This window comes from Streptomyces sp. NPDC089424, assembly GCF_044749345.1.
In the GTDB taxonomy this organism is placed as follows: Bacteria; Actinomycetota; Actinomycetes; order Streptomycetales; family Streptomycetaceae; genus Streptomyces.
Map to the genome: position 1 here is coordinate 479,201 of NZ_JBIVHU010000002.1, position 22,727 is coordinate 501,927.

The 22,727-nt window shown below is 70.0% G+C and carries 19 protein-coding genes and 1 pseudogene; 9 read left to right on the plus strand and 11 right to left on the minus strand.

Annotated elements, in window-relative coordinates; translation table 11 throughout:
* The first annotated feature begins 525 nt into the window (after positions 1-525).
* Complete coding sequence (locus ACIP2X_RS09830; protein WP_401669848.1) at positions 526-1,023, plus strand: hypothetical protein; 498 nt, start codon at positions 526-528, stop codon at positions 1,021-1,023.
* Between the two features lie 43 nt (positions 1,024-1,066).
* Here the strand turns inward: ACIP2X_RS09830 and ACIP2X_RS09835 are convergent, their stop codons facing one another.
* Complete coding sequence (locus ACIP2X_RS09835; RefSeq protein WP_401669851.1) at positions 1,067-1,651, minus strand: TetR/AcrR family transcriptional regulator; 585 nt, start codon at positions 1,649-1,651, stop codon at positions 1,067-1,069.
* A gap of 164 nt (positions 1,652-1,815) precedes the next feature.
* Here ACIP2X_RS09835 and ACIP2X_RS09840 point away from each other — a divergent pair, with 164 nt between their 5' ends.
* On the plus strand, positions 1,816-2,775 hold the full coding sequence (locus ACIP2X_RS09840; protein ID WP_401669854.1) for an SDR family NAD(P)-dependent oxidoreductase: 960 nt from the start codon (positions 1,816-1,818) through the stop codon (positions 2,773-2,775).
* A 341-nt stretch (positions 2,776-3,116) separates the two neighbouring features.
* Here the strand turns inward: ACIP2X_RS09840 and ACIP2X_RS09845 are convergent, their stop codons facing one another.
* Both ACIP2X_RS09845 and ACIP2X_RS09850 read right to left on the minus strand, forming a co-directional pair.
* Positions 3,117-3,587, minus strand: a complete 471-nt coding sequence (locus ACIP2X_RS09845; protein ID WP_401669857.1) for a DIP1984 family protein — start codon at positions 3,585-3,587, stop codon at positions 3,117-3,119.
* Positions 3,588-3,656: 69 nt separating this feature from the next.
* Complete coding sequence (locus tag ACIP2X_RS09850; RefSeq protein WP_401669859.1) at positions 3,657-4,067, minus strand: contact-dependent growth inhibition system immunity protein; 411 nt, start codon at positions 4,065-4,067, stop codon at positions 3,657-3,659.
* Between the two features lie 99 nt (positions 4,068-4,166).
* Between ACIP2X_RS09850 and ACIP2X_RS09855 the strand changes: the two are divergent.
* Positions 4,167-4,718: pseudogene (locus ACIP2X_RS09855) on the plus strand (alpha/beta hydrolase); the annotation flags it as partial.
* 208 nt (positions 4,719-4,926) lie between these two features.
* On the opposite strand, the gene ACIP2X_RS09860 reads toward ACIP2X_RS09855, so the two are convergent.
* The 3 genes from ACIP2X_RS09860 to ACIP2X_RS09870 all read right to left on the minus strand — a co-directional run bounded on the left by ACIP2X_RS09860 (position 4,927) and on the right by ACIP2X_RS09870 (position 6,284).
* A complete protein-coding gene (locus ACIP2X_RS09860; protein ID WP_401669861.1) occupies positions 4,927-5,217 on the minus strand; it encodes a YciI family protein in 291 nt (96 codons plus the stop codon).
* Between the two features lie 23 nt (positions 5,218-5,240).
* Complete coding sequence (locus tag ACIP2X_RS09865) at positions 5,241-5,468, minus strand: DUF5133 domain-containing protein (RefSeq protein WP_401669863.1); 228 nt, start codon at positions 5,466-5,468, stop codon at positions 5,241-5,243.
* Between the two features lie 246 nt (positions 5,469-5,714).
* Positions 5,715-6,284 (minus strand): TetR/AcrR family transcriptional regulator, encoded by a 570-nt coding sequence (locus ACIP2X_RS09870; RefSeq protein WP_401669866.1) that lies wholly within the window; start codon positions 6,282-6,284, stop codon positions 5,715-5,717.
* A gap of 102 nt (positions 6,285-6,386) precedes the next feature.
* Here ACIP2X_RS09870 and ACIP2X_RS09875 point away from each other — a divergent pair, with 102 nt between their 5' ends.
* The gene (locus ACIP2X_RS09875) at positions 6,387-7,298 is read left to right on the plus strand and encodes an alpha/beta hydrolase family protein (RefSeq protein ID WP_401669869.1); all 912 of its coding nucleotides are present in this window, start codon (positions 6,387-6,389) and stop codon (positions 7,296-7,298) included.
* A 585-nt stretch (positions 7,299-7,883) separates the two neighbouring features.
* Positions 7,884-9,221: an APC family permease gene (locus tag ACIP2X_RS09880; RefSeq protein ID WP_401669871.1), complete on the plus strand. Its 1,338-nt coding sequence runs from the start codon at positions 7,884-7,886 to the stop codon at positions 9,219-9,221.
* Between the two features lie 46 nt (positions 9,222-9,267).
* On the opposite strand, the gene ctaD is transcribed toward ACIP2X_RS09880, so the two are convergent.
* The 3 genes from ctaD to secY form a co-directional block, all read right to left on the minus strand.
* Complete coding sequence (gene ctaD, locus ACIP2X_RS09885; protein ID WP_401669873.1) at positions 9,268-10,980, minus strand: cytochrome c oxidase subunit I; 1,713 nt, start codon at positions 10,978-10,980, stop codon at positions 9,268-9,270.
* A gap of 140 nt (positions 10,981-11,120) precedes the next feature.
* Positions 11,121-11,507, minus strand: coding sequence for a VOC family protein (locus ACIP2X_RS09890; protein WP_401669875.1), 387 nt, complete (start codon positions 11,505-11,507; stop codon positions 11,121-11,123).
* A 63-nt stretch (positions 11,508-11,570) separates the two neighbouring features.
* Complete coding sequence (secY, locus tag ACIP2X_RS09895; RefSeq protein ID WP_401669878.1) at positions 11,571-12,878, minus strand: preprotein translocase subunit SecY; 1,308 nt, start codon at positions 12,876-12,878, stop codon at positions 11,571-11,573.
* Positions 12,879-13,569: 691 nt separating this feature from the next.
* Here secY and ACIP2X_RS09900 point away from each other — a divergent pair.
* The 3 genes from ACIP2X_RS09900 (at position 13,570) to ACIP2X_RS09910 (ending at position 16,700) form a co-directional block, all read left to right on the plus strand.
* Positions 13,570-14,556 carry a hypothetical protein gene (locus tag ACIP2X_RS09900; protein ID WP_401669880.1) on the plus strand — a complete coding sequence of 329 codons (987 nt, stop codon included), beginning with the start codon at positions 13,570-13,572 and terminating at the stop codon, positions 14,554-14,556.
* Positions 14,557-15,017: 461 nt separating this feature from the next.
* Positions 15,018-15,551 (plus strand): amidohydrolase family protein, encoded by a 534-nt coding sequence (locus tag ACIP2X_RS09905; protein WP_401669882.1) that lies wholly within the window; start codon positions 15,018-15,020, stop codon positions 15,549-15,551.
* Between the two features lie 69 nt (positions 15,552-15,620).
* Positions 15,621-16,700, plus strand: a complete 1,080-nt coding sequence (locus tag ACIP2X_RS09910) for a MerR family transcriptional regulator (protein WP_401669884.1) — start codon at positions 15,621-15,623, stop codon at positions 16,698-16,700.
* An 88-nt stretch (positions 16,701-16,788) separates the two neighbouring features.
* On the opposite strand, the gene ACIP2X_RS09915 is transcribed toward ACIP2X_RS09910, so the two are convergent.
* Both ACIP2X_RS09915 and ACIP2X_RS09920 read right to left on the minus strand, forming a co-directional pair.
* Positions 16,789-18,933: a ThuA domain-containing protein gene (locus ACIP2X_RS09915; RefSeq protein WP_401669887.1), complete on the minus strand. Its 2,145-nt coding sequence runs from the start codon at positions 18,931-18,933 to the stop codon at positions 16,789-16,791.
* Positions 18,934-18,937: 4 nt separating this feature from the next.
* Positions 18,938-21,778 (minus strand): carbohydrate-binding protein, encoded by a 2,841-nt coding sequence (locus tag ACIP2X_RS09920; RefSeq protein WP_401669889.1) that lies wholly within the window; start codon positions 21,776-21,778, stop codon positions 18,938-18,940.
* A gap of 452 nt (positions 21,779-22,230) precedes the next feature.
* On the opposite strand from ACIP2X_RS09920, the gene ACIP2X_RS09925 reads away from it, so the two are divergent.
* Positions 22,231-22,617: an HIT family protein gene (locus tag ACIP2X_RS09925; protein ID WP_401669891.1), complete on the plus strand. Its 387-nt coding sequence runs from the start codon at positions 22,231-22,233 to the stop codon at positions 22,615-22,617.
* Positions 22,618-22,727: the final 110 nt, after the last annotated feature.

Sequence of the window (22,727 nt, forward strand, 5' to 3'; positions counted from 1 at the left end):
AGTCGCGAGTTTCCCACCATGGCACACCGAACCCTGGACGGAACACCGCGACCGACCACACCGCCGATGCCACCAGCATGCCCCCGAGGGCCCACAGCCACCGATGTGGGCTGCCGTGCCGCGGCTCACTGCCAGGATCAGCGACCACTCGATGCGCCCCGAAGGAAGGGGCGTCCTCCACCATTTCCGGCTCAGAAATCACGGCGTCTCTCACGTGCTCTTGCATGCGACTTGACCAGGAACTGGCCGACTCCGCCCAGCGGAACGGTCATCAGTTCGGGCAGAGCCTATGCGATGGAAGGACCCTTCGGCGCCACGCCCCCTCGACAGGCACCGTGTGCCATGACATGGAGCAACCCTGCCGTGGGGTCGGTGTGCCGACTGTTCCACACTGACGCCGACGCCCCCACCGATGGGCCCGCGCGTCCGCACCAGGAGCCCGCCCGGCAGGCCGATGCCCTCGATGAGATCCAGAATGGTCGGGCCGGCTGGGCTGCGCAGGGATTGCAGAGAGGGTGAACGCGCATGGATTCCGCATCTCCCAGGGACGAACTGGCACGCGCGGCGCGGGAGGCCCGCGGCTGGTTCTTCGACGCGTATTTCCCCGCCTGGGTCGCCGCTGCCAGGGATGCGGCCACCGATCCCCGGTCCGTCCTGGACTACTGGCGTCCTCCGCTCCACGTCTCCTCGGACGACTTGGATCCGGCGCGCGCCAGGTACCACTGGTGCCCCGACCCGGAATCGGTGCTCAGCTACCTGGCTGCCCGCCAGGCGCCCCTGAAGGCCGTCGGCTACACGCACACCGAGGTCCCCGACTGCCGGGTCACGGCGTACAGTTCACGCGCCGTCGGGATCGACGCCATCTGGTCACGTCGCGCGGCCGACGAGCGCGAGATCGAGCGCGTGGCAGTCCACTTCGAGGTCCGGCGTGACGACTCCGGCAGCTGGCACATGATCGCCATCGCCGGCCATCCGACGGAGGCGGAGCGGCTTACCGACACGTGGGTCGTCGTGTCCTCCTGACCTGACTGCGTTTCACCGCCTCTGTGCGGCACGTGCCGGACTGTCAGGTCCCCACTACGCCGTGCAGGAGCAGGTCGACGAGCCGGGTGGCGAGGTCGCGCCGACCCTCACCCGAGGCCATGAGACTGATCCCGCCCAGGGCCATGAGAACCACCTCGGCGTCCACGTGCGGGCGTTCCGGGGCCGACTCCCCGGTAGCGGCGAGCAGGTGGGCGACGGCGTCGGCCAGCAGAGCCCGGGTGTGCAGCTTCTCGCTGTCGTCGGTCAGCACCACGCGCAGCGCGTCGGCCATGCCGTCCTTGGCCATCATGAAGTCGATGAAATCCTCCATCCATGTCCGCAGGGCATCCACCGGGGGCAGCGTGGCCGCGAGGTGGGGCGCCGACTCGCACAGCCGCTGCACTTCGTGCCGATAGATCGCCTCGATCAGCACTTCCTTCGAGGGGAAGCGGCGGTAGAGGGTGCCCACTCCGACGCCGGCCGCGCGGGCGATGTCCTTGACCGACGCCCCCGCACCCTCACGCGCGAACGCCGCTGCCGCCGCTTCCAGGAGCCGGTCCTCGTTGCGCTGAGCGTCGGCGCGCAGGGACCTGCGACCCCGCGTCGTACCCCCACCGTTGCTGGTCATCCGCGCTCCCGTCATGCCGCCGCTTGCAACCGGAACCGGTTCCGCTTACCGTCGACATGCAGGCGAACCGGAACCAGTTCCGGATACGAGAGTACGGCTGTGTCGTGCCCGCGCGCCACCCAGCCGTGCCCACCCTCCCCGCCTCACGTGCCTTGGAGGACACCATGACCGACAGCCCGATCACGCTCCCTTTCGGTGCACAGACGACCGCCGCCGAGGTGGTTGCCGGTACCGACCTCGGCGACCGGCGCGCCGTCGTCACCGGTGGGTCCTCCGGGATCGGACGGGAAACCGCTCGCGTGCTGGCAGCCGCAGGCGCCGAGGTCACCATCGGCGTCCGCGACATGGCGGCGGGGACACGCGTCGCTCGCGAGATCACCCCGCCGAGCGGCCCGGGAAGTGTGCGGGCCGCCCGGCTCGACCTGGCCGACCAGAGCTCGGTGCGCTCGTTCGTGGCGGCGTGGCGGGGTCCGCTGCACATGCTGGTCCTCAACGCCGGCGTGATGGCCCCTCCGCTGGAGCGGACGAAGGAGGGGTGGGAGGTGCAGTTCGCCACCAACCACCTCGGGCACTTCGCCCTCGCAGGCGGCCTGCACGAGGCCCTCGCGGCGGCTCACGGGGCCCGCGTGGTCGTCGTCAGTTCGGTGGGCCATGTCAACGGCGACGTCCTGTTCGACGACATCAACTTCGAGCGGCACCCCTACGACCCTTGGGCCGCCTACAGCCAGTCCAAGACCGCCAACGTCCTCTTCGCAGTCGAGGCGAGCCGCCGCTGGGCACCGGACATGATCACGGTCAACGCCCTCAATCCCGGCCGCATCACCGCCACCCGGCTCGGCCGCCACATCGGCGACATCTCCCACAGCCCGGCCAGGTTCGAGGCCTCCAGTACCGACGTGTCCTGGAAGGACGTCCCGCAGGGCGCCGCCACCTCGGTGCTGCTCGCCGCATCCCCTCTGGTCGAGGGGGTCACCGGCCGGTACTTCGAGGACTGCAACGAGGCCGCCCCGCACCACCCCGGCGTCCGCCGCGGCGTGGCGGCCCATGCCATGAACCCCCAGCGGGCGGCCCTCCTGTGGCAGGTCTCCCTCGACATGCTCACAGCGGCCGCGACCACCACCTGAAGCGGCCGGCGCTTCGCCGAAGCCGCACCATATCGGGGCCCCGCCCATCAGCAATCGCCCCGACCCGGCGCCGGGTTGATGGCCCCGTACACGGCAAAGTCGCCGGCCTGCGATGCGAAGAGCCCCTAACCCGCCCTCACCGCCTCGGATCTGCACGTGGTGATGTGCCGTGCGATGTGCACTGTTACTTGTACGCGGTGCTGAGCTGCGCTGTTGATGGGGAGTCGAACCCCCGCGTTGCTCTCCACGCGCCACAAGTGGGCCGGAAATCCGCCGACCCTCGGTGTGTGCACGCCTCCGAAGCCGCTACCTGCTCCGCATCGTCCGACTGCCTGGACCTCTCAGTCCAGCAGGTCGACCTCCCAGTTCGTACGCTGGATCCGCACATCGACCTCGCGGATCTCCCGGGCGAGCACATCGGCCTGTCCGCGCAGTTCCGCGACAGGAAGCGCGGAGAGCATCATCAGCTCGGACCGGAGCTGGCGGCCGTATCCACGCTCGCCCTGCCCCGCAGCGGCGTCCGCGGCAGCGGTCACCACGGTGTGTCGCAGCCGCAGGACATCCCGGCGCGCCAGTGCGTCGGTGAGAGTGCCGCCTGATTCCATCTCCACCGTGGCATTGGTCCGGTTGATGCGCCGGATCAACGTCTCCAGGGCGTCCAGGACCTCGCCGACCTCGGCCAACAACTGGGCCGCGTCCTCGGCGGGTGTCTCCCCCTCCTGGTACCGCGCGCTGCTGACGACGCGTGCTTTCAACTGCTCGACCCGGCGCGTCGCCTCCGCGCGCTCTGCCAGTGCCTCAGCAAGCTTCACTGTCCCCACCTCCCCCTCCATGAACCGGCACGAGTATAGGAGTGCCGAGCAGCTCCGACGCACCTTGATTTAGCTCCGCCAGAGCCCTGACCTCAGAAATCGCTCCGCCTTCTGTCGCAGCTCAGGTGGCAGGTCGGTCAGCTCCGAGACGATCGCGCGAAGCTCTCGGCCGAGTCCGGAAGACTCGGTCCAGACCGCTGGGTTCCTGGTGAGCACCGCGGACAGCAGGTCGCCTTCGTACAGGTCTCCCTCCGCCATCGGGTTGTCCCGCAACACCTCGAGTGCCAGCGGCAGAAGGTGGGGCAGCCCTATGTCCTGCCCGATCAACAGACGCATGTCCTCGACGGTCAGCTCGCCGATCGGACGACGCCGCAAGGCGTGCACGGTGGCGGCTAGACGAGAGGCGTCGGCCGGCGGGGCAGGCCAGTGGTCGCGTTCAAGCTCTTCGAGGGAGCGGTCACGGCTCGGGGATCGCGTCACCGCCCGATTGTCCTATGACGAGATCTCCCATCCGTGCCGTCCGGTCACGGGGACTCCGCGAAAACCCTTTGGCGGACCGTTGCCGCCGTTGCTAGTTGCGCCCGGCACACCGTGTCGTACGGCTACGCGGTGGCCACCATCGACGCCGCGGGCTGCGGTGACCGGCCCCGTTCCGCCGCCGCCGAGCAGGCCCGCGCCGACCTCCGTCGGGCGATGCAGGCCGGCGAGCCGGTCGACGAGATCTTCGAGTCCTTCATCGCCCCGCTGGTCCGGAACGCCGTCCCGGAATGGCGGACCACCCTGGACGACCTCCTGACGCTGCCCGAGATCGGCGGCCCGGTCGGGTACTCGGGGTGGACCGCCGTCGGTATTCGCCTGGCGGCCGTCGAACCGCGTATCGCGGCCGCCGGCTTGTTCGCCGGGGGTTATGTGCCCCACGCGCAACGCGAGGAGGCACGGCAGATCACCATCCCGCTGCTGCTCCTGTTGCAGTGGGACGACGAAGGGAACCCCCGGCAACGGGCCCTCGACCTGTTCGACGCCTTCGGCAGCAAGGAGAAGACGCTGCACGCCAACATGGGAGGGCACACCGGCACCCCATGGTTCGAAGGGGAGGACGGGAACCGCTTCTTCGACCGACATCTGAACTAGAGCCGGCCGCCGCCGTCGAGGACGGGTTCCGGCCCTCCTCGACGGCGGTGGGCGGGTGAGGGCTCTGTCGACGGCGGTGACGGACTGCCCGATCAGGTCGATGCCCGCGAACTCGACCTGGGGCCTGTCGACCACCTGAGCGCATCCAGTGACAACGGGCCCGCGCTGAGCTCCGCCTCCCGCACATCGATCAAATGGCGGGGGCAGGTCACTCGTAGTGGCCCGCGGGTGGGAGGCCGAAGGCCACCCCGGGTACGAACGGACGTACCGTTCGTCTGGCCACCACGTGTTCGAGGATGTACGGATCATTGTCCATCAGGGTCCGCAGTTCCTGTTCCGTGCCCGGCCCGTACAGGAACACGCTGCCGCTGTCGTCCTCGAGTCGGCCCGCGAAGCCCAGCTTTCCCTCTCGGGCGAGATCCGCCAGGTAGTTGCGGTGACGGGCGCGCACGGGGAGGAACCGCTCGGGGAGGTATTCGAGCTCCACGAGGAACCACATGTCCGGAGCTTCCGTCCGGCGGGTCAGGTCGCCTGGAGGGTGTCGTCCGAGGCGCGGAGGGCCGACAGCTGACGGCGCGCGGCGACGAGTGCCTCGTCGACATCGCGCGTCGCGGTCGACACGCACAGTGTGTAGCCGATGTCGTCCATACGCCGGCGCACCTCCTCGCTGCCGTCCTCGCCGTGCAGGGTGCGCAGCGCCTCGTACTGCTCGACAAGATCCTTCAACACGGCCGGGTGTGCATTCAGCATCGGGAGCCTCCCTGGTCCGCCGCTACCCGCGTGGGTCATGCACCGCCCGTGTGCCCCTGGCCCCGGGTTGCCATGCGGTCGTACGAGGACGAACTGGGGGAACCGCGACGTCGTCGAGGCGGCCGTCGTGGTGCGGGGTCGTTGCCCAACGCCGTCCGCGGATGACCACGGGAAGCAGACGCCCTCGGCTGATCCAGCTGAACGCCCCGGTGGCCATGGCCGGAGAAGCCCTCGTCCGGCCGGCCGCTACGGTGTGCGGCGGCACCCGGTCAGCAGGCGGGCGACCATCTGCTGCGCGTCGGTGCGGTCGTAGTCGCCGCCCAGGATGCAGAGATTCCCGACGGCGCGCATCAGCGTGTACGCGGTGACGTCCGCGTCGATCTCCCCCGCGGCCACACCGGCGTCGATCAGCGTCGAGCACGCCGGTACCAAGGTGTCGAGCATGAGCGTGTGCAGGTTCTGCAGGCCCGGGTCGTCGGACCGCAGCGCGGCGCCGAGGCCGTGCTTGGTAACCAGGAAGTCCACGAACGCGTCGATCCACCGCGTCAGCGCCACGTAGGGCGGGACGGGTTCCCGAAGGAGCTGCGGCGCCAGGGCGGAGCACTCGTCGATCTGGTGCCGGTAGACGGCGGTGACGAGATCCGCTCGGGTCGGGAAGTGCCGGTAGACGGTGCCGAGGCCCACGCCGGCGCGTCCGGCGATGTCGCGGATGGGTGCCTGCACTCCCTGCTCCACGAATACGGCCGCCGCTGCGGCCAGCAGGGCCTCACGGGTGCGTTGCGCTGCCACTTGGCGCGCCCCGGACGGTTCCGGCACAGCTTCCTCCCTTGTTCGCGGAACAATGTTCCGCTACGTTGACGGAACAGCGTTCCGCCAAATTATGACAGAGCCCGGAATCCCAGGAAAGGCAAGATCACCATGCGCACCGAACAGCGCGACCGTCGGATCACCGCGGTCAAGCCCATCACCGTCCCCGCCACCGGACGCGGCATCGACTTGCAGGTGAAGGTCACCGCCCCGGTCTCGGGCCGGGACATGCCGGTCATCGTGTTCTCGCACGGCAACGCCTGGTCGATGGACGGCTACGAGCCTCTCGTCGACCGATGGGCCGCGGCCGGGTTCGTCGTCGTGCAGCCGACCCACCTGGACTCCCGCCGCAACGGCATCGGATTCGACGACCCCCGGTTCGGCACCATCTGGCGGGTGCGCGTCGCCGATCTCCACACCGTCCTCGACAACCTGGGCGGCATACTCGCCCAGGCAGGCGGGCTGGACGGCCGGATCGACCACGACCGTATCGCCGCCGTCGGGCACTCCTGGGGCGCGCAGACCGTCGGCGCACTCCTCGGCGCGCGCGTCTTGGACGCTTCGGGTGTGCCCGGAGAGGACTTCTCCCACGGCGCGGTCAGAGCCGGAGCGCTCATCGCGGCGACAGGAACCGGCGACAGTCTCACCCCGTTCGCCGCCGAGCACCTGTCGTTCATGAAGCCGGACTACTCCACCATGTCCACCCCGGCGCTGATCGTCGCCGGAGGCAAGGACCAGTCGGCCATGTCCACCCGCGGGCCGGACTGGTTCACCGACGCCTACCACCTCAGCCCGGCCCCGAAGAGCCTGCTCACCCTCGCCGAGGGCGAGCACACCCTCGGTGGCGTCGCCGGCGAGAAGGTAGCCGAGACGACCGACGAGGACCCGACCCGAGTCGCCCTGGTCGCGGACACGATCTCGGCCTACCTCCTCCACGCCCTCAAGCTCGACGGCACCGCCTGGACGGCACTCCCTGACGACGCCGCCGCGAGCGGCGAAGCCTGGAGCCTGCACAGCAAGTGACACCTCCTGCCGGCGACAGCCTGCGGCTGTACCCGCATTCACAGTGATCCTCTACCGGCCCCGTGCGGAGCGCCCTACTGTCGGAAGGCATCATCCGGGCATTCGAGGCGGGTCGGACGGCAGCCCTCTCCCCGACCTCCCGCATGCCCGTGGCCCGCGACGGCCGCTCCACCCTGGTCGTGCTCCACCTGTGCCGCGGCGTCCTGGCCGTCGCCTGGGCCACCGCGTTCGCCTCGCTCACCCCGAGCGACGAGCCGTTGGGCGCCGCGGCCATCACCCTGCTGGTCGTCCATCCGCTGATCGACGCCGTGTCGTCGCTGGTCGACCACCGGGCCCGCACCGAGGGATCCGAACGCCGTGTCACGATGCTCGGCGGCGTGCTGAGCGCCGTCGTCGCACTCCCCCTCGGCCTCGCGGCGGCCTCTCCGTCCTCGCGGGCATCAACTGGAACTTCCTGGCCCTCGCGGGCGACCCGAGCCTCGACCTGCTGGTTGCCTACACCGCCGCCGGCGGCGTCTTCTTCGCGCTCACCGGACACTGCACCGCACGAGTGCCTGACAGGGCGCGCGGGGGTAATCGGTAGCAGTGACAACCTCCTCCTCACACGCACCTCACGGACCACACCAGGGCGAGACCTCCGGCCTGAAGAAGGCGCTGACCACTCCGCTGCTCTACTTCTTCATCCTGGGCGACGTGCTGGGCGCCGGCGTCTACGTCCTGGTCGGTCGGATCGCCGCGGAATCCGGTGGTGCCGTGTGGGTCCCCCTGCTCCTCGCCCTGCTGCTGTCGCTCCTGACGGCCGCCTCCTACGCCGAGCTCGCCACGAAGTACCCGAGGGCCGGAGGCGCTGCCCACTACGCCAACCTCGCCTACGGGCCGTTCACCGGCTTCCTCACCGGGTTCTGCATGCTCGCGGCGGGCATCGTGTCCGTGGCGGCGCTGGCCCGTGGTTTCGCCGGCGACTACCTGACGGCCTTCGTCACCCTCCCCGTCGTCGGGGTGGCGGCGGCCTTCCTGGGCGCGCTGGCCCTGCTCAACGCACGGGGCATCAGCGAGTCCACCCGTGCCAACGTCGCCGCGACGGTCGTCGAGGTCGGCGGTCTCCTGCTCGTCGTCGGTCTCGGAGCGTGGCTGTTCCTCCGCGGCGACGGCGACTTCGGCAGGCTCGTCCACCTCGGCACCGCCGAGACGGGAGCGGCCGCAGGGGTGCTGAGCGGGACGGTGCTCGCGTACTACTCGTTCGTCGGCTTCGAGACCTCCGTCAACGTCGCCGAGGAGACCCGTGACCCGCGTCGCTCGTACCCTCTCGCCCTGTTCAGCGCCCTGGTGACGGCCGGGGCCGTGTACGTCCTCGTCGGGATCGTGGCCTCGGCCGCCGTCCCCACCGAGACCCTCGCCGGTTCCAGCGGTCCGCTGCTCGAAGTGGTCGAGGCAGCGGGCGGGGTACCCCCGAAAGTGTTCAGCCTCATCGCCCTCGTCGCCGTGGCCAACGGTGCGCTGCTCACCGGCATCATGAGTTCCCGCCTCGCCTACGGCATGGCGCGGGACGGTCTCCTCCCCCGCTTCCTGACGTCCGTGCTGCCCCGACGCCGTACCCCGTGGGCCTCGATCGCCGCCACGACCGTCCTGTCGTTCCTGCTGGCGCTCACCGGGGACGTGGCGACCCTGGCCTCCACCCTCGTACTGCTGCTCCTGGTGGTGTTCTTCGTCGTCAACACCGCCGTCCTCGTCCAGCGGCGCGACCGCGCGGCCGGGCCGCACTTCCGTGCCTGCACGGCCGTGCCCGTGCTGGGCGCGCTGTCGTGCGTGCTGCTCGCCACGCAGGTCGAGGCCGGGGTGTGGGTGCGCGGGCTGATCGTCATCGCGGTCGGGGTGGCCCTGGGCGCGGTCGCCGCTGTACGGCGGCGCGCGGCCACGCGTTGAGCGGCTGGTCCTCGGCCTGCGCGGTCGTGAGCCGGGGCTGCACGCATCACGGTCTGCCGCCCTCGATGTGCCCCGGTTCGATCACGTCGCGCCTGCCGGTGAACTGCTGCTGCTCCAACTGGGCGACGTCGGGGTGGTGGAGGTCGAAGGCGGGGGACTCGGAGCGGACGCGGGGCAAGGCGTTGAAGTTGTGGCGCGGCGGCGGGCAGGAGGTCGCCCATTCGAGGGAGCGGCCGTAGCCCCACGGGTCCTCGACCTCGATCTTCTTGCCGTACTTGGCTGTCTTCCAGATGTTGTAGAGGAACGGGAGCGTCGACAGGCCCAGCAGGAACGCGCCGATCGAGGAGACCGTGTTGAGTGCCGTGAAGCCGTCGGCGGCGAGGTAGTCGGCGTAGCGGCGGGGCATGCCCTCGGCACCCAGCCAGTGCTGCACCAGGAACGTGGTGTGGAAGCCGACGAACAGCGTCCAGAAGTGCACCTTGCCGATGCGTTCGTCGAGCATCGTGCCGGTCATCTTGGGCCACCAGAAATAGAATCCGGCGAACATCGCGAAGACCACCGTGCCGAAGACCACGTAGTGGAAGTGCGCCACGACGAAGTACGTGTCCGTGACGTGGAAGTCCATGGGCGGTGACGCGAGGATCACCCCGGACAGGCCTCCGAACAAGAAGGTGACGAGGAAGCCGACGGCCCACAGCATGGGCGTCTCGAAGGACAGCGAGCCCTGCCACATCGTGCCGGCCCAGTTGAAGAACTTCACACCGGTGGGCACGGCGATGAGGAAGCTCATGAAGGAGAAGAACGGCAGGAGCACGGCCCCGGTGGCGAACATGTGGTGCGCCCACACGACCACGGACAGGCCCGTGATGGAGATGGTGGCGGCGATCAGACCCGTGTAGCCGAAGATCGGCTTGCGGGAGAACACGGGGAGGATCTCGGTGATGATCCCGAAGAACGGCAGCGCCAGGATGTACACCTCCGGGTGACCGAAGAACCAGAACAGGTGCTGCCACAGGAGCGCTCCGCCGTTCTCCGGGTCGAAGACCTGCGCGCCGAACTTCCGGTCCGCCTCCAGGACGAGAAGTCCCGCGGCCAGGACCGGGAACGCGAGCAGGACCAGCACCGAGGTGAGCAGCACGTTCCAGGTGAAGATCGGCATGCGGAACATGGTCATGCCGGGTGCCCGCATGCAGATGATCGTCGTGATGAAGTTGACCGCGCCCAGGATCGTGCCGAACCCGGACAGCGCGAGCCCCATGATCCACAGGTCGCCGCCGATCTGCGGGGTGCGCTCGCCGCCGCTGAGCGGCGTGTAGGCGGTCCAGCCGAAGTCCGCGGCGCCGTCCGGCGTGAGGAAGCTGCTGAGCACGATCAGGCCGCCGAACAGGAACAGCCAGTACGCGAACATGTTCAGCCGCGGAAACGCGACGTCGGGAGAGCCGATCTGCAACGGCATGATCGCGTTGGCGAACCCGGCGAACGTCGGGGTGGCGAACAGCAGCAGCATGATGGTGCCGTGCAGCGTGAACGTCTGGTTGTACTGCTCGTGGGAAAGGATCTGAAGTCCCGGGCGGGCCAGCTCGGCCCGCAGCGCGAGCGCCAACGCGCCGGCGATCAGGAAGAAGCCGAAGGACGTGAGCAGGTACAGATGCCCGATCTTCTTGTGGTCGGTCGTGGTCAGCCAGTCCACGACGATCCGTCCCCTCGACCGCCGTCCTTCCGCCGGCACGAGCGTGGACGGTTCTGCCTCTACGGCCATCAGAATCCTCTAATTCGCCACAAAGTACGCCACCAGGATGTGCGTCACAAACATGCCGTAACTGCACCGCCGCCGCACGTTCATCCCCCGCCGGGTCGCGCGTGTTGTCGTTCCGACGGCGTGTGAGGCGACGCCTGACGTCAGGAGGACAACGCGGCCCGCTCGGACTGCGCAAGCAGTACGCAGAACTCGTTGCCCTCCGGATCGGCGAGAACGACCCAGCCCCAGCCGTCGGGCTTGCGGTGGTCGGCGACGAAGGAGGCGCCGATCTCCAGCAGGCGCTCGACCTCCGCGTCCCTCGTGGTGTCCGGGCGCAGACACAGATGGAGCCTGTTCTTGACCGCCTTGGGCTCCGGCACCTCGTTGAAGTGCAACGCCGGGCCGCCGGGCAGCGCTATCTCCGTCTCGTCGTCCCCCGGTCGGTCCTCGGGATCCAGGGGATGCCCCGTCACCTGGCTCCAGAACCGCGCCAATCGATAGGCGTTCACACAATCGATCGCGATGTTCGACACCGTCGAGGAGGCCATGAGCGCGATCATCTCCGAGAGGCGCGCCCGCCCGCCACCGGAATCAGGCCACGCGGGTGGGCGTCAGCGCAGAAAGCCCTCGTAGCTGTGCTGCTCGATCTGGCTGTTGATCTGTTTGACCGTCTCCAGGCCGACGCTGACGATGATGAGGATGCTCGTCCCGGTGAGCTGATTGGCTCCCCCGAAGCTCGCGAACGCCACGGTGGGCACCAGTGCGATCAGGCCGAGATACAGCGATCCCGGCCAGGTCAGGCGGTTGAGGACGTAGTGGAGGTACTCGGCCGTCGGGGTGCCCGCGCGAATGCCCGGGATGAAGCCACCGGCCTGTCTGATGTTGTTCGCCACGTCCTCGGGGTTGAACGTGATCGACACGTAGAAGAAGGCGAAGAACACGATCAGCAGGAAGTACGCGGCCACGTAGAAGGGGTGGTCTCCCTTGACGAAGTTTCCGGTGATCCAGGTCGCCCAGCCCGAGGTCGAATGGGAGAACTGGGCGATCAGCGCGGGCACGTACAGGATCGACGAGGCGAAGATGACGGGGACGACGCCGGCCTGGTTCACCTTGAGGGGGATGTAGGTCGCTGTTCCCCCGTAGGCCTTGCGGCCCACCATCCGCTTGGCGTACTGGACCGGTACGCGTCGCTGGGCCTGCTCCACGAAGACGACCAGGGCCACCATGGCGAGGCCGACGAGGACGACGCTGCCGAAGTTGACCCAGCCGTCGAGGACCCTGCCCTGCTGCTTCACGGCCCACAGCGCCGCGGGGAGCGTGGAGGCGATGGAGATGAAGATGAGCAGCGACATGCCGTTGCCGACGCCCCGCTCGGTGATCAGCTCGCCGAGCCACATCACGCAGGCCGTCCCGGCCGTGATCGTGAGCACCATCACCACGGTGGTGAGGACCGAGGAGTCCGGCACGATGGCCCCGGCCGCGGGGCAGCCCGGGAACAACGCGCCGCTACGGGCGGTGGCGACCAGGCCCGTGCCCTGCAGAACGGCGAGGCCGACCGTCAGGTAGCGGGTGTACTGCGTGATCTTCGCCTGCCCGGACGGGCCCTCCTTCTTCAGGGTGTCCAGCCTCGGGATGACCACGGTCAGCAGTTGCAGCACGATGCTCGCCGTGATGTAGGGAAGGATCCCCAGCGCGAAGACCGTGATCTGGAGCAGCGCCCCGCCGCTGAACACGTTGACCAGACCCAGCAGGCCTCCCCCTGCCTCCGCGGCGCTCACGCACCGCTGCACGTTCTCGTACGAGACGCCGGGGATGGGGACGTGCGCGCCGATGCGGTACAGCGCGACGACACCCAGCGTGAACAGCAGTTTCTTCCGCAGGTCGCGGGTCTTGTACATCTGGGTGAACACGCTGGACAAGCGGGTTCCTCCTTGGCCCGGGCGCCAGGCAGCGGGGACGGACGCGACGGCGCCCGGGCGCTGTCCATGAGGAGCGTGAGCGCGGGTGACGTGACGGTCGCGAGGTGACCGCGACTGATCACCATCGTCGAGCGGGTCGGTCGGCACAGCAACCGGACAGACCCGTACGTGGAGTGTGCGAACAGCCGCTTCGGCGCAGGCGGCCCCTGGCGCCCCCTGGCCTTCCCTGACTTTCCCTGCCGTCCAGGGAGCTTCAAAGAAGCAGTCGCACGCGGCCGTTGCGGGAGATGAACGGTCGAGGGCGACCCGCGGAATTCCTCTCGACTTCGTCATGTCCCCCTCTGCTGGGCGGATTTCGTCGGCAGGCCCGGTTGCTCGCCCGGATGGAAGATGTGTGTCGGTTCGATGGAATCCTGGGGCCAGGTCGCGTGACACGCCGCCCCGTCAGGGGTGCGGCATCCCGGCAATCGCCCTTCTGGAGAGACGCGTTCGCGCAGGTCGGGGTGTCGATCGTCCACCGGCGACGGTCCACGTGCCCGCGGTACGGCCCGGCGCGCCCCGGCGGCCGCCCCGGGCGCGTGTTCGAGTGCGTAGTTGAATCCAGTAATGTGTGCGCGTTGTTCCGCGGCAGCTACCCACTCGCCGCCAGGAGCCTTTTCTGATCTCCCCAGCGCCATATCTGAGGTGAGCCATGGATCGTGCAGAGGTGTCGATCGAACGCGTCCGGGCAATCGTCGGCGTGCTGAGCCTGGTGCTCTTCACGCACAGCGCCTTCTGGCTCTGCTACGACGTGGTGGACCGGGGCCCGGTCGACGTGTGGTCGACATGGACCGTCGGTCCCCCCTCTGACCTGGCCGCCACGACCTCGTTGGACATCGGCCTCGCGGCCCTGCAACTGTTCGCCGGCTACGCCGCTCTCGGCCGTATCCGGGGCGCCGGGGGCATGCTCGTGGCCGCATGCGCGGCGACGCTGGCGTTCCGGGTGCCCGTGGTCTGGTACATGCTCCTGGACTCGCCCTCCGACCCCTGGTTCGGTGACCTCCAAGGCCCGTCCCTGACCGCCGTGGGCGGCACGTGCGCACTGATCGTCGTGGTCGCCCTGGCCCAGGGCGGCCTGCTGTTCCATGCCCACCGGCTGGAACAGGAGGAGGCCGCACGCCAGGAGGACCTCCCCACGGACGGACTGCGCCCGGTGAAGGTCACCGCCGCGGTGTCCTCCGTCCTTCTGACGGCCCTTAACGTCGTCTACGTCCTGCGCAACGCGTTGACGGCCGTGCAGGTCGGACCCGGGATGCTGGCCGACCTGCTGGTCGGCCGGGGCAACGGCCAGGCGGTCCTCGCGGTGTCCTCACCGTGGCAGTGGGCGTGTCTGACCGCGCTGTGCGGCGTGGGCCTGGTACTCGTCGGCCGGCGTATGCCGAGTGCGACCGGGTTCTCGTTCGCGCTCGCCGTGTTCATGATGCCGACCGCCTTCTTCAAGCTGTGGGGCGCGGCGGCCACGGGGGCGCTGCTCCAGGTTCCGCTCGGCACGGTGCAGTCGGTGCTGGAGCTGGTCGGGTCGGCTGCCGTCGTCACGCTGATCGCCCGGGACATCCACGGTGACGGAGGATGGACCGTGCCGCGCTTCGACCGTTCGTCCCCTTCGGAGACCACGGGCACGACGCCTCTGCCGTCCTGAGTGGCGCGGGGGCCGCACCATGGCCCCCGCGGTCGCCGACTGCTGCCGGCTCGCGGTGGTGCACTCGACGGACCTGCCTTTGCTGCCGGGCGGAGGCGCAAGGTCGCTGTGGCCGCTACGAAAGGCTCCCAATGCCCACTGCGCGTTCGCGCTCGCGCTCGTTCGTGCAGGTCGATGTGTTCTCCGCCCTCCCCTATCTCGGCAACCCGGTCGCGGCCGTCCTGCCCCCGACGCGGCCGGAGGCGGACTACCGGCTGCGGATACGTCTATTTGGGCACCCTGCTCGGCCGTAGCACGAGGACGCCGCGTCGCCGCGCTGCGGGATGCGCCGGGGCGATCGATCTTCTGCCTCGGCGCCGGATGGGGCACCCCCGGCCCCGTGGACGACGCCGTCCGACGTGTCCGCTCCGTCCTGGCCGGGGACGGTCCGGTCACCATGGCGCCTGCGTACCAGCCTGCACGTGGACGGCGGCGAGGGGCGGCGTCCGGTCGCCGATCTGCGCGAGGACAATCTGCTGCGGGACTCCACCACGTTCGTGCACGGCAACGGGATGAGCGATAAGGAGCTGCGGATGCTCGCCGACGCGGGCAGTTCGCTGTCGGTCAGCCCGGACGTCGAACTGAAGATGGGCTTCGGATCCCCGATGACCGGCCGGGCGTCGGTCGGCGGCGACATGTACTCCGCCATGCGTACCGCCTTCGCCGCGCAGCGCGGCCTGGACGGCGGACTGCGCTCGCGGGACCTGCTGGAGTTCGCCACCGTCGACGCCGCCCGGTCGTGCGGCCTCGACGCCCGCACCGGCAGCATCACGCCGGGCAAGGACGCCGGCATCGTCCTGCTGCGCGCCGACGGCCGCGTGGCCAAACGCGAAGGTGCGCTGGTGGACGTCGACCTGGCCGCTCTGAGGGCCCGACGGCCGGCATCACGCGACCGGATCGTGGCGGCCGCCGGCATCCGGCTCGACGGGACATGGCACCCTCAGCCCCGTAGTTGACCTTCTCCCTGGGGGAAGCCGCAGCATCGGTGGGGCCGGGCGAGGGGCCCGGCGTGAGGAGGAGCGCGCATGGGCCTGCTGACCATCGGGGCGTTCGCGAAGGCATCCCGGCTGTCGCCGAAGGCACTGCGTCTCTACGACGAGCTCGGCCTGCTGACCCCCGCCCGCGTCGACCCCGTGACCGGTTACCGCCTCTACGCACCGGAACAGCTGGAGCAGGCCCGCACGGTCGCCTGGCTCCGCCGTCTGGGCATGCCCCTGGCCCGCATCCAGCACGTCACGACGCTGGAGGCGGGCCAGGCGGCCCGGGAGATCCGCGCGTTCTGGGCTCAGGTCGAGGCCGACACCGCCGCACGGCGGGACCTGGCCGCCTTCCTCATCGACCACTTGTCACGGAAGGACCCTGCCATGACCCCGACCACCGGTCCCCTGGGCATCCGCTACGCCGCCCTCTCCGACACGGGCCTGGTCCGCGAGATCAACCAGGACACCGCCTACGCCGGTCCCCGTCTGCTCGCCGTCGCCGACGGCTGCGGCAGTCGAGGAGCCCCGGCCGGCGCGGCCGCCGTCGAGGCGCTCAAGCGGGTCGAAGCCGACGACATCCCGGTCGGCGAACTCCTCAACACCCTCGAAGACGTCATCGAGGAGGCGGGACAGGCCGTGCACGACGTCGCCGGGCACGGCTCCGCGCCCGAAGGAACCGCCACGACGCTCACGGCCATGCTCTGGACCGGATCGCAGCTGGGCCTCGTCCACATCGGCGACTCCCGCGCCTACCTCCTGCGCGACGGAGAGCTGGCCCAGATCACCCACGACCACACCCTGGTGCAGTCGATGGTCGACGAGGGCCGGCTCAGCCCGGAGGAAGCCGCCTCCCACCCTCAACGGTCGCTGCTCGTCAGGGCCCTGGGCCAAGGAGCCGGCACCGCCGCCGACATGCGCCTCCACGACGCCCACCTCGGCGATCGGTATCTGCTCTGCTCCGACGGGCTGTCGACCGTCGTCCCGACCCCGGACATCCACCGAGTGCTCTCCGGGACGGCCGAACCCGAGCAGGCCGTCCGCGAACTCGTCGCCCTCGCCAACGGATCCGGCGGACCCGACAACGTCAGCTGCGTGATCGCCGACGTCCTGGAACTCCAGGCGTAGCCGGATCCTCGCCCGACGACACGTCCGTGAGCGTCCGGCCGGCACGTGCCGGCCGGACGCCCTCATCGGTGCGGGGAGCCGGCTCGCCTCAGCGCGCGGCCGCCGGACGGAAGCGGCCCGCCCAGTAGGCGGTCCGGTCCAGGTAGGCGGTCTCCGCGGCCTGGCCCGTCAGTCCGTAGGCCCCGTCGTACGTCCGGTAGCCGCGGCCGCCCGGCGGTGTCGAGTCGGCGGGCTCGATGGAACTCCCCTCATGCCATTCGTTGAAGGAGGTCACCGACACCCACGTCGGTGAACCGCCGATCGCCGGGTCGAGGGCGTTGGACCACTGCCGGTCGTAGGCCGCGCCGTTCGCACGCTCCACGGTGGGCGTGGTGTTGCCCGGCACCGCACGGTCGTCGAGGTAGCCGGGCGCGACGGACGGGGCCCAGATCAGGTTGTTGGCCCGGGCGTGGTCGCCCGCGTGCTTCCAGCCGGGCGCGGTCGCGCCCGCGATGCCGTCGTAGGTGTACATGCCGGAGAAGTGCGCGATCTTGGAGGTGTCGGTGGTCTGGGCGAGGACGATGCTGTCGTCCGTGACCTGGTCCAGCGCCGTCCAGTCGGCGATGTCCAGGCTCTGGAACACGTAGAAGGCGCTCCTGTCGCCGTGGTCCGTCGCGCGGTGGAAGGCCGGGTGGCTGCCGTAGGTGCGGTTGATGTACTCGATGTCGGCGACCGTCGAGGCCGCGCTACGGCCCGCGTACGGCTCCAGGTGCCAGGCGACCTGGATGCCGTGCTTCTGCGCCGCGTCGAGCACGCCCCGCACGAGCCGGTCCTCGTAGCTGTCCCGGCCCCACCAGCTGTAGACGATCACGCCGGCGCCCGACCGGGCGACCCACTCCATGTGCCGGGCGACGGTGCCCGCGTAGTCACCCGAGTCGTACGGGCCGAGCGCCGGGTAGAAGTCGGCGCCGACGTCTTCGGGCGGGGTGCGGCCGCCCTGCTGCCAGTGCCGCCAGCCGCCGTTGACCGCCGGGCTGCCGTACCACGGGTAGTAGAAGAGGTGGACGTCGTCGGACAGGGCGTCGGAGACGGGCTGGGCGCCCAGGCTGAAGGTGTCGATGTCGAACAGGGCGCCGCTTCCGCCGGTGAATCTCAGGAACAGCGGTCCGGAGGCGGATCCCGTCAGGGTCGTCGTGACGGTGGTGAAGGTCTCCCAGCCGCCGGTCACCGGCACGGCCACCGTGCCGAGCAGGGTGCCGGTGGCCGAGCCCGAGCGGATCTCGACGGTGCCGCCCGCGCCCGCGGACGACACCCTCGCCGTGAACGTCCTCGCCCCGGCGGTGGAGACGGCGGAGTAGCCCGCCCAGTCGCCGTTGTCGATGTAGCCGAGGGTCTGGCCGCCGCTGGCGGGGCCGTGCGCGGCCGCCTGGACACCGGAGCCCGAGGTGAACGACTCGGCCTCGACCGGTACGGTGCCGGCCGGGGGCGAGCAGTTCGCCGCGACCTGGCCCGCCGCGTAGCGCACCCCGCCCAGCAGCAGGGAGCGGAAGGCCGGGTCGGCGTACGACTCGATGGTGTGCCCGAGTCCGGTGTAGAAGGAGCGGCCCTGGCCCTGCCGGTGGCACCAGGTGATGGGGTGGTCGGCGCCCATCGAGCCGCCGCTGTAGGTGCTTTCGTCCAGGGTCTGCAGCACGCGCACGCCGCCGCGCGGGTTGGCGCGGTAGTTGTACCACTCGTCGGTACGGGTCCAGGTCGCGCCGAGGTGTGAGGTCGCGGGGTGGGTCCGGTCCTCGTTGCGGATCGTGGCCCGCTGGATGGCGGGGTGGCTCTGGAACCATGCGCCGACGAGCTGCCCGTAGTACGGCCAGTCGTACTCGGTGTCGGCCGCCGCGTGGACGCCGAGGTAGCCGCCGCCGGAGTCGACGTAGGACTGCAGGGCGGTCTGCTGGGTGGAGTTGAGGACGTCGCCGGTGGTGTTGAGGAACACCACCGCTTCGTAGTTCGCGAGGTTGCCGGCCGTGAAGGCGGCGGCGTCCTCGGTGGCCGTGACCGTGAAGTCGTTCTGCTGGCCGAGGGTGCGCAGGGCGTCGAGGCCGGCCGGGATCGCGTCGTGCCGGAATCCCGCGGTCTTGGAGAACACCAGGATCTCGAACGAGGCCGCGTGCGCGGTGCCCGCCGGGACGATCAGGGCGCCCAGCAGTGCCAGGATCAGGGCCGCGCCGCCGCGGCGCAGTCGCCGCATGAGGGTGGTCATGCCATCACCCCTTCCGTGTCGTCGAGGAGGCGAGCGTGAAGGTGTCGACGTCGAACAGGCTGCCGGAGCCACCGGTGAAGGTGAGGAACAGTGGGCCCGTTCCGGCGCCGTTGAGCGTGGCGTTGACGGTGGTGAAGGTGTCCCAGCTGCCGGTCACCGGCACCGTCACCGAGCCGAGCAGCGGCCCGGTCTGTGAGCCGGAGCGGAACTGGAGGGTGCCGCCGGCTCCCGCCGAGGAGACCCGCGCGGAGACCGAGGTCGCGCCCGCGGTGGAGACGGAGGCGTAGCCGGCCCAGTCGCCGTTGTCGATGTAGCCGAGGGTGAGTCCCCCGCTGGCCGGGCCGTGCGCGGCGGACTGGACGCCCGAGGCGGAGCTGAAGGACTCCGCCTCCCACGGCGTGGTCGTGGTGGAGCCGGTGCCGAGGGTGAAGGCGTCGAGGTCGAACAGATTGCCCTGCCCGGTCGGGCCACGGAACACCAGGAACAGCTCGGTGGTGCCCGACGGCGCGCCGGAGAGGTTGGCGGTGACGTCGGTGAACGTCTCCCAGCCGCCGGTCACCGGCACGGTCGCGGTGCCGAGCAGGGTCCCGGTGGCGGAACCCGCGCGCACCTCGATCCTGCCGCCCGCACCGCCGGAGGACACCCGGGCGGTGAACTTCGTGGCGCCCGCGAGGACGTACGGCTTGAAGGAGACCCAGTCGCCGTCGTCGGTGAAGCCGACCGTCCTGCCGCCCTCGGCGGTGGCGTGGTCGGCGGTCTGGATGCCGGACTGGGCGCCGAAGTGCTCGCCCTGGCGGTGGCGGGGCTGCAGGGTGCGCACCGAGTGCGTGGTCAGGCCGCTCTTGTCGGTGTACTCGGCGTCGAAGACGCCGTAGAGGTTGGCGGCGCTGTCGTGCTCGCCGTCGGCCGGGATGGTGAGGGTGCCCTGGCAGCCGCTCGTGGAGGTGATGGCGTGGGTGTGGCTGTCGTGACCGAGGAGGTAGGTGACCTTCACCTTGGAGCAGTCGATCGTGCCGTCCTCGGGGTCGCTGACCTGCACCCGGAAGGGCACGGTGTCACCGAAGGAGAACAACTGGCCGTCCGGTGGCTGTTGCAGGGTCACCGTCGGCGCGGTGTTGCCCGCGGTGACGACCAGGCTGGCGGTGCCGGTCAGGCCCTGCGGGTCGCGGACCGTCAGGGTGGGGCGGTAGGTGCCCGCGGTGGTGTACGTGTGGCTGGGGTTGGCCTGGGTGGACGTGGTGCCGTCACCGAAGTTCCAGGAGTAGCTGAGGGCACCGCCCTCGGGGTCGGAGCTGCCCTGGGAGGAGAACCGCACGGTCAGCGGCAGGGCGCCGGAGGTGCGGTCCGCGGAGGCCTGGGCGACCGGGTTGCGGTTGCTGCCGCCGATGTACTCGACGCGGTACAGGCCCGAGTTGTTGCTCCCGGTGCCGTAGTCCAGGACGTACAGCGCGCCGTCGGGGCCGAAGTCGGTGTCCATCACCTGGGTGCCGTTCCAGGGGAGGTCCTCGATGGTGCCGTACGTGCCGTCGCTCTTGACCTCGATCGCCTTGATCCACTGGCGGCCGTACTCGCCGGCGAAGTAGCGGCCGTCGAGGGACTGCGGGAACTTCACCGTGGAGGTCGAGTTGGGGTCGTAGCGGTAGACCTCGCCGCCCATCGGGGACTCCGAGCCACCGCCGAACTCGGGCGGGGATCCGTCCAGGCCGTACTTGATCCAGCTGGGCTTGGCGGGCGGCAGCTGGGCCTGGCCGGTGTTGCGGAAGGAGTTGTTCGCCGGGCCGCCCGCGCAGTTGTACTTGGCGCCGGAGGGGCCGCTCGGGAACGTGTACTCGTTGTAGACCTCGCCGGAGGTGTTGGTGCCGGTGCAGTACGGCCAGCCGTAGTTGCCGGGCGAGGTGATGCGGTTGAACTCGACCTGGCCGCCGGGGCCCCGGTTCGGGTCGGTGGCGCCGGCGTCGGGACCGTAGTCGCCGAGGTAGACCGTGCCGGTGGGCCGGTCGACGGACATCCGGAACGGGTTGCGGAAGCCCATCGCGTAGATCTCGGGCCGGGTGTTCGCGGTGCCCGGGGCGAAGAGGTTGCCCGCGGGGACGGTGTAGCCGCCGGCCGCGGTCGGCTTGATCCGCAGCACCTTGCCGCGCAGGTCGTTGGTGTTGCCCGAGCTGCGCTGGGCGTCGAACTGCGGGTTGCGGTTGGTGCGTTCGTCGATCGGGGCGTACCCGGCGGAGTCGAACGGGTTGGTGTCGTCGCCGGTCGTCAGGTAGAGGTTCCCGGCCGCGTCGAAGTCGATGTCACCGCCGACGTGGCAGCACTGGCCGCGGTCGTTGGGCACTTCGAGGACGACCTTCTCGCCGGCCATGTCCAGGGTGCCGTCGGCGCGCAGCGTGAACCGCGACAGGTTGAGGTGCCCCTTCCAGGGCGCGAAGTCGGCGGCGGTGCCCGTGGTGGGTGCGTCGCCCGCGGGGGTGTTCAGCTTCGGGGAGTAGTAGAGGTAGACGTAGCGGTTCGTGGCGAAGGCGGGGTCGACGGCGACGCCCTGGAGGCCTTCCTCGTCGTGCGTGTAGACGTCCAGCTTCCCGGCCTGCTTCGTGTTGCCCGCGGCATCGGTGAGACGGATCGTGCCGTCGCGCGCGGTGTGCAGCACGGAGCGGTCGGGCAGGACGGCCAGCGACATGGGCTCGCCCATTTCGGCGGCCCCGGTGGCGAGTTGGACCTGCTGGTAGTCGTTGGGCGGGAGGTCTGCGGGGGCGGCTGCCGCGCGTTCCGGTGCGCTTACCGCGGCTCCGGACAGAACCAGGACCAGTGCGGTGAGCCATCGCAACCCTGCGCGAGGGCGCTGAGACATGACAGAGCTTTCCTTCCTGACGGTGGGGGAAGTCAGGCAGGCGCGCGTCGGCCGCGCCTTGCCGCATGGATCAGCGGTGCTCGTCTGCAGAGTTATTGCGCGGTTCGTCTGAAAGATTGTGCGACTCTGCGAGATATTTGCACCCTGGCGGCACGGGGACTATTTGTCAAGGCACTGTCAAAAATCCACGATCGGCGGGGAGTTGGCAAGGGAACCGGCAGCACGACCCGAAGGCCGGACTCGGAGCCCCCATCCATGACCTGCGATCATGGCGTTCACGTCGGTGGCCTGCGTCGAGCGGACGGCGCCGCGGTTCGGGGGTGCGGGCGGCCGGCGCAGTCCGCCGCTCTCGGGGATCGGAGGAACCATCGGTGGCCGAAAAGGGTGGTACGCGTGGCGGATGTTTGGCCTGTGACCTCATGGCCGGCCGGGCTCCACTGCCGGGAGGGAACGTGCTGCGCACCGCTTCCTGGGTGGTCGAGCACTGTGTCGGCCCCCTGGGCCTGGGCACCGTCGTGGTCAAGCCCGCTCGGCATGTCCTGCGTGTCGCCGAGTTGACGGAGCAGGAGTCCGTGGAGCTGGGTCCCTTGCTCCAGCGGGTGAGTGCGGCGGTCACCGAAGTGATGACCCCGGAGCAGGTGTACGTGTGCCTGTGGTCGCACGCCGGCGGGGTTCCGGGCCACCTTCACTTCGTCGTGCAGCCGGTGACGCGGGAGGATATGACCCGGTTCGACGCCTTCGGACCGGCACTGCAAACGGCTATGGGCGAAGCGGGATGCTTCCCAGGTGCGGCGGAAGTGGAGCTGCTCTGTGACCGGTTGAGGGAAGCCCTCGGCTGAAGTGCCTGCCGACAGCGCATTCGGACGCCGTCGCGTGATGGCGGCGTTGGTCGACCATCTACGGGTCGGCACGGATGCCGAGCGAGCGGGTGCGGTGCGGGCCTGGTATT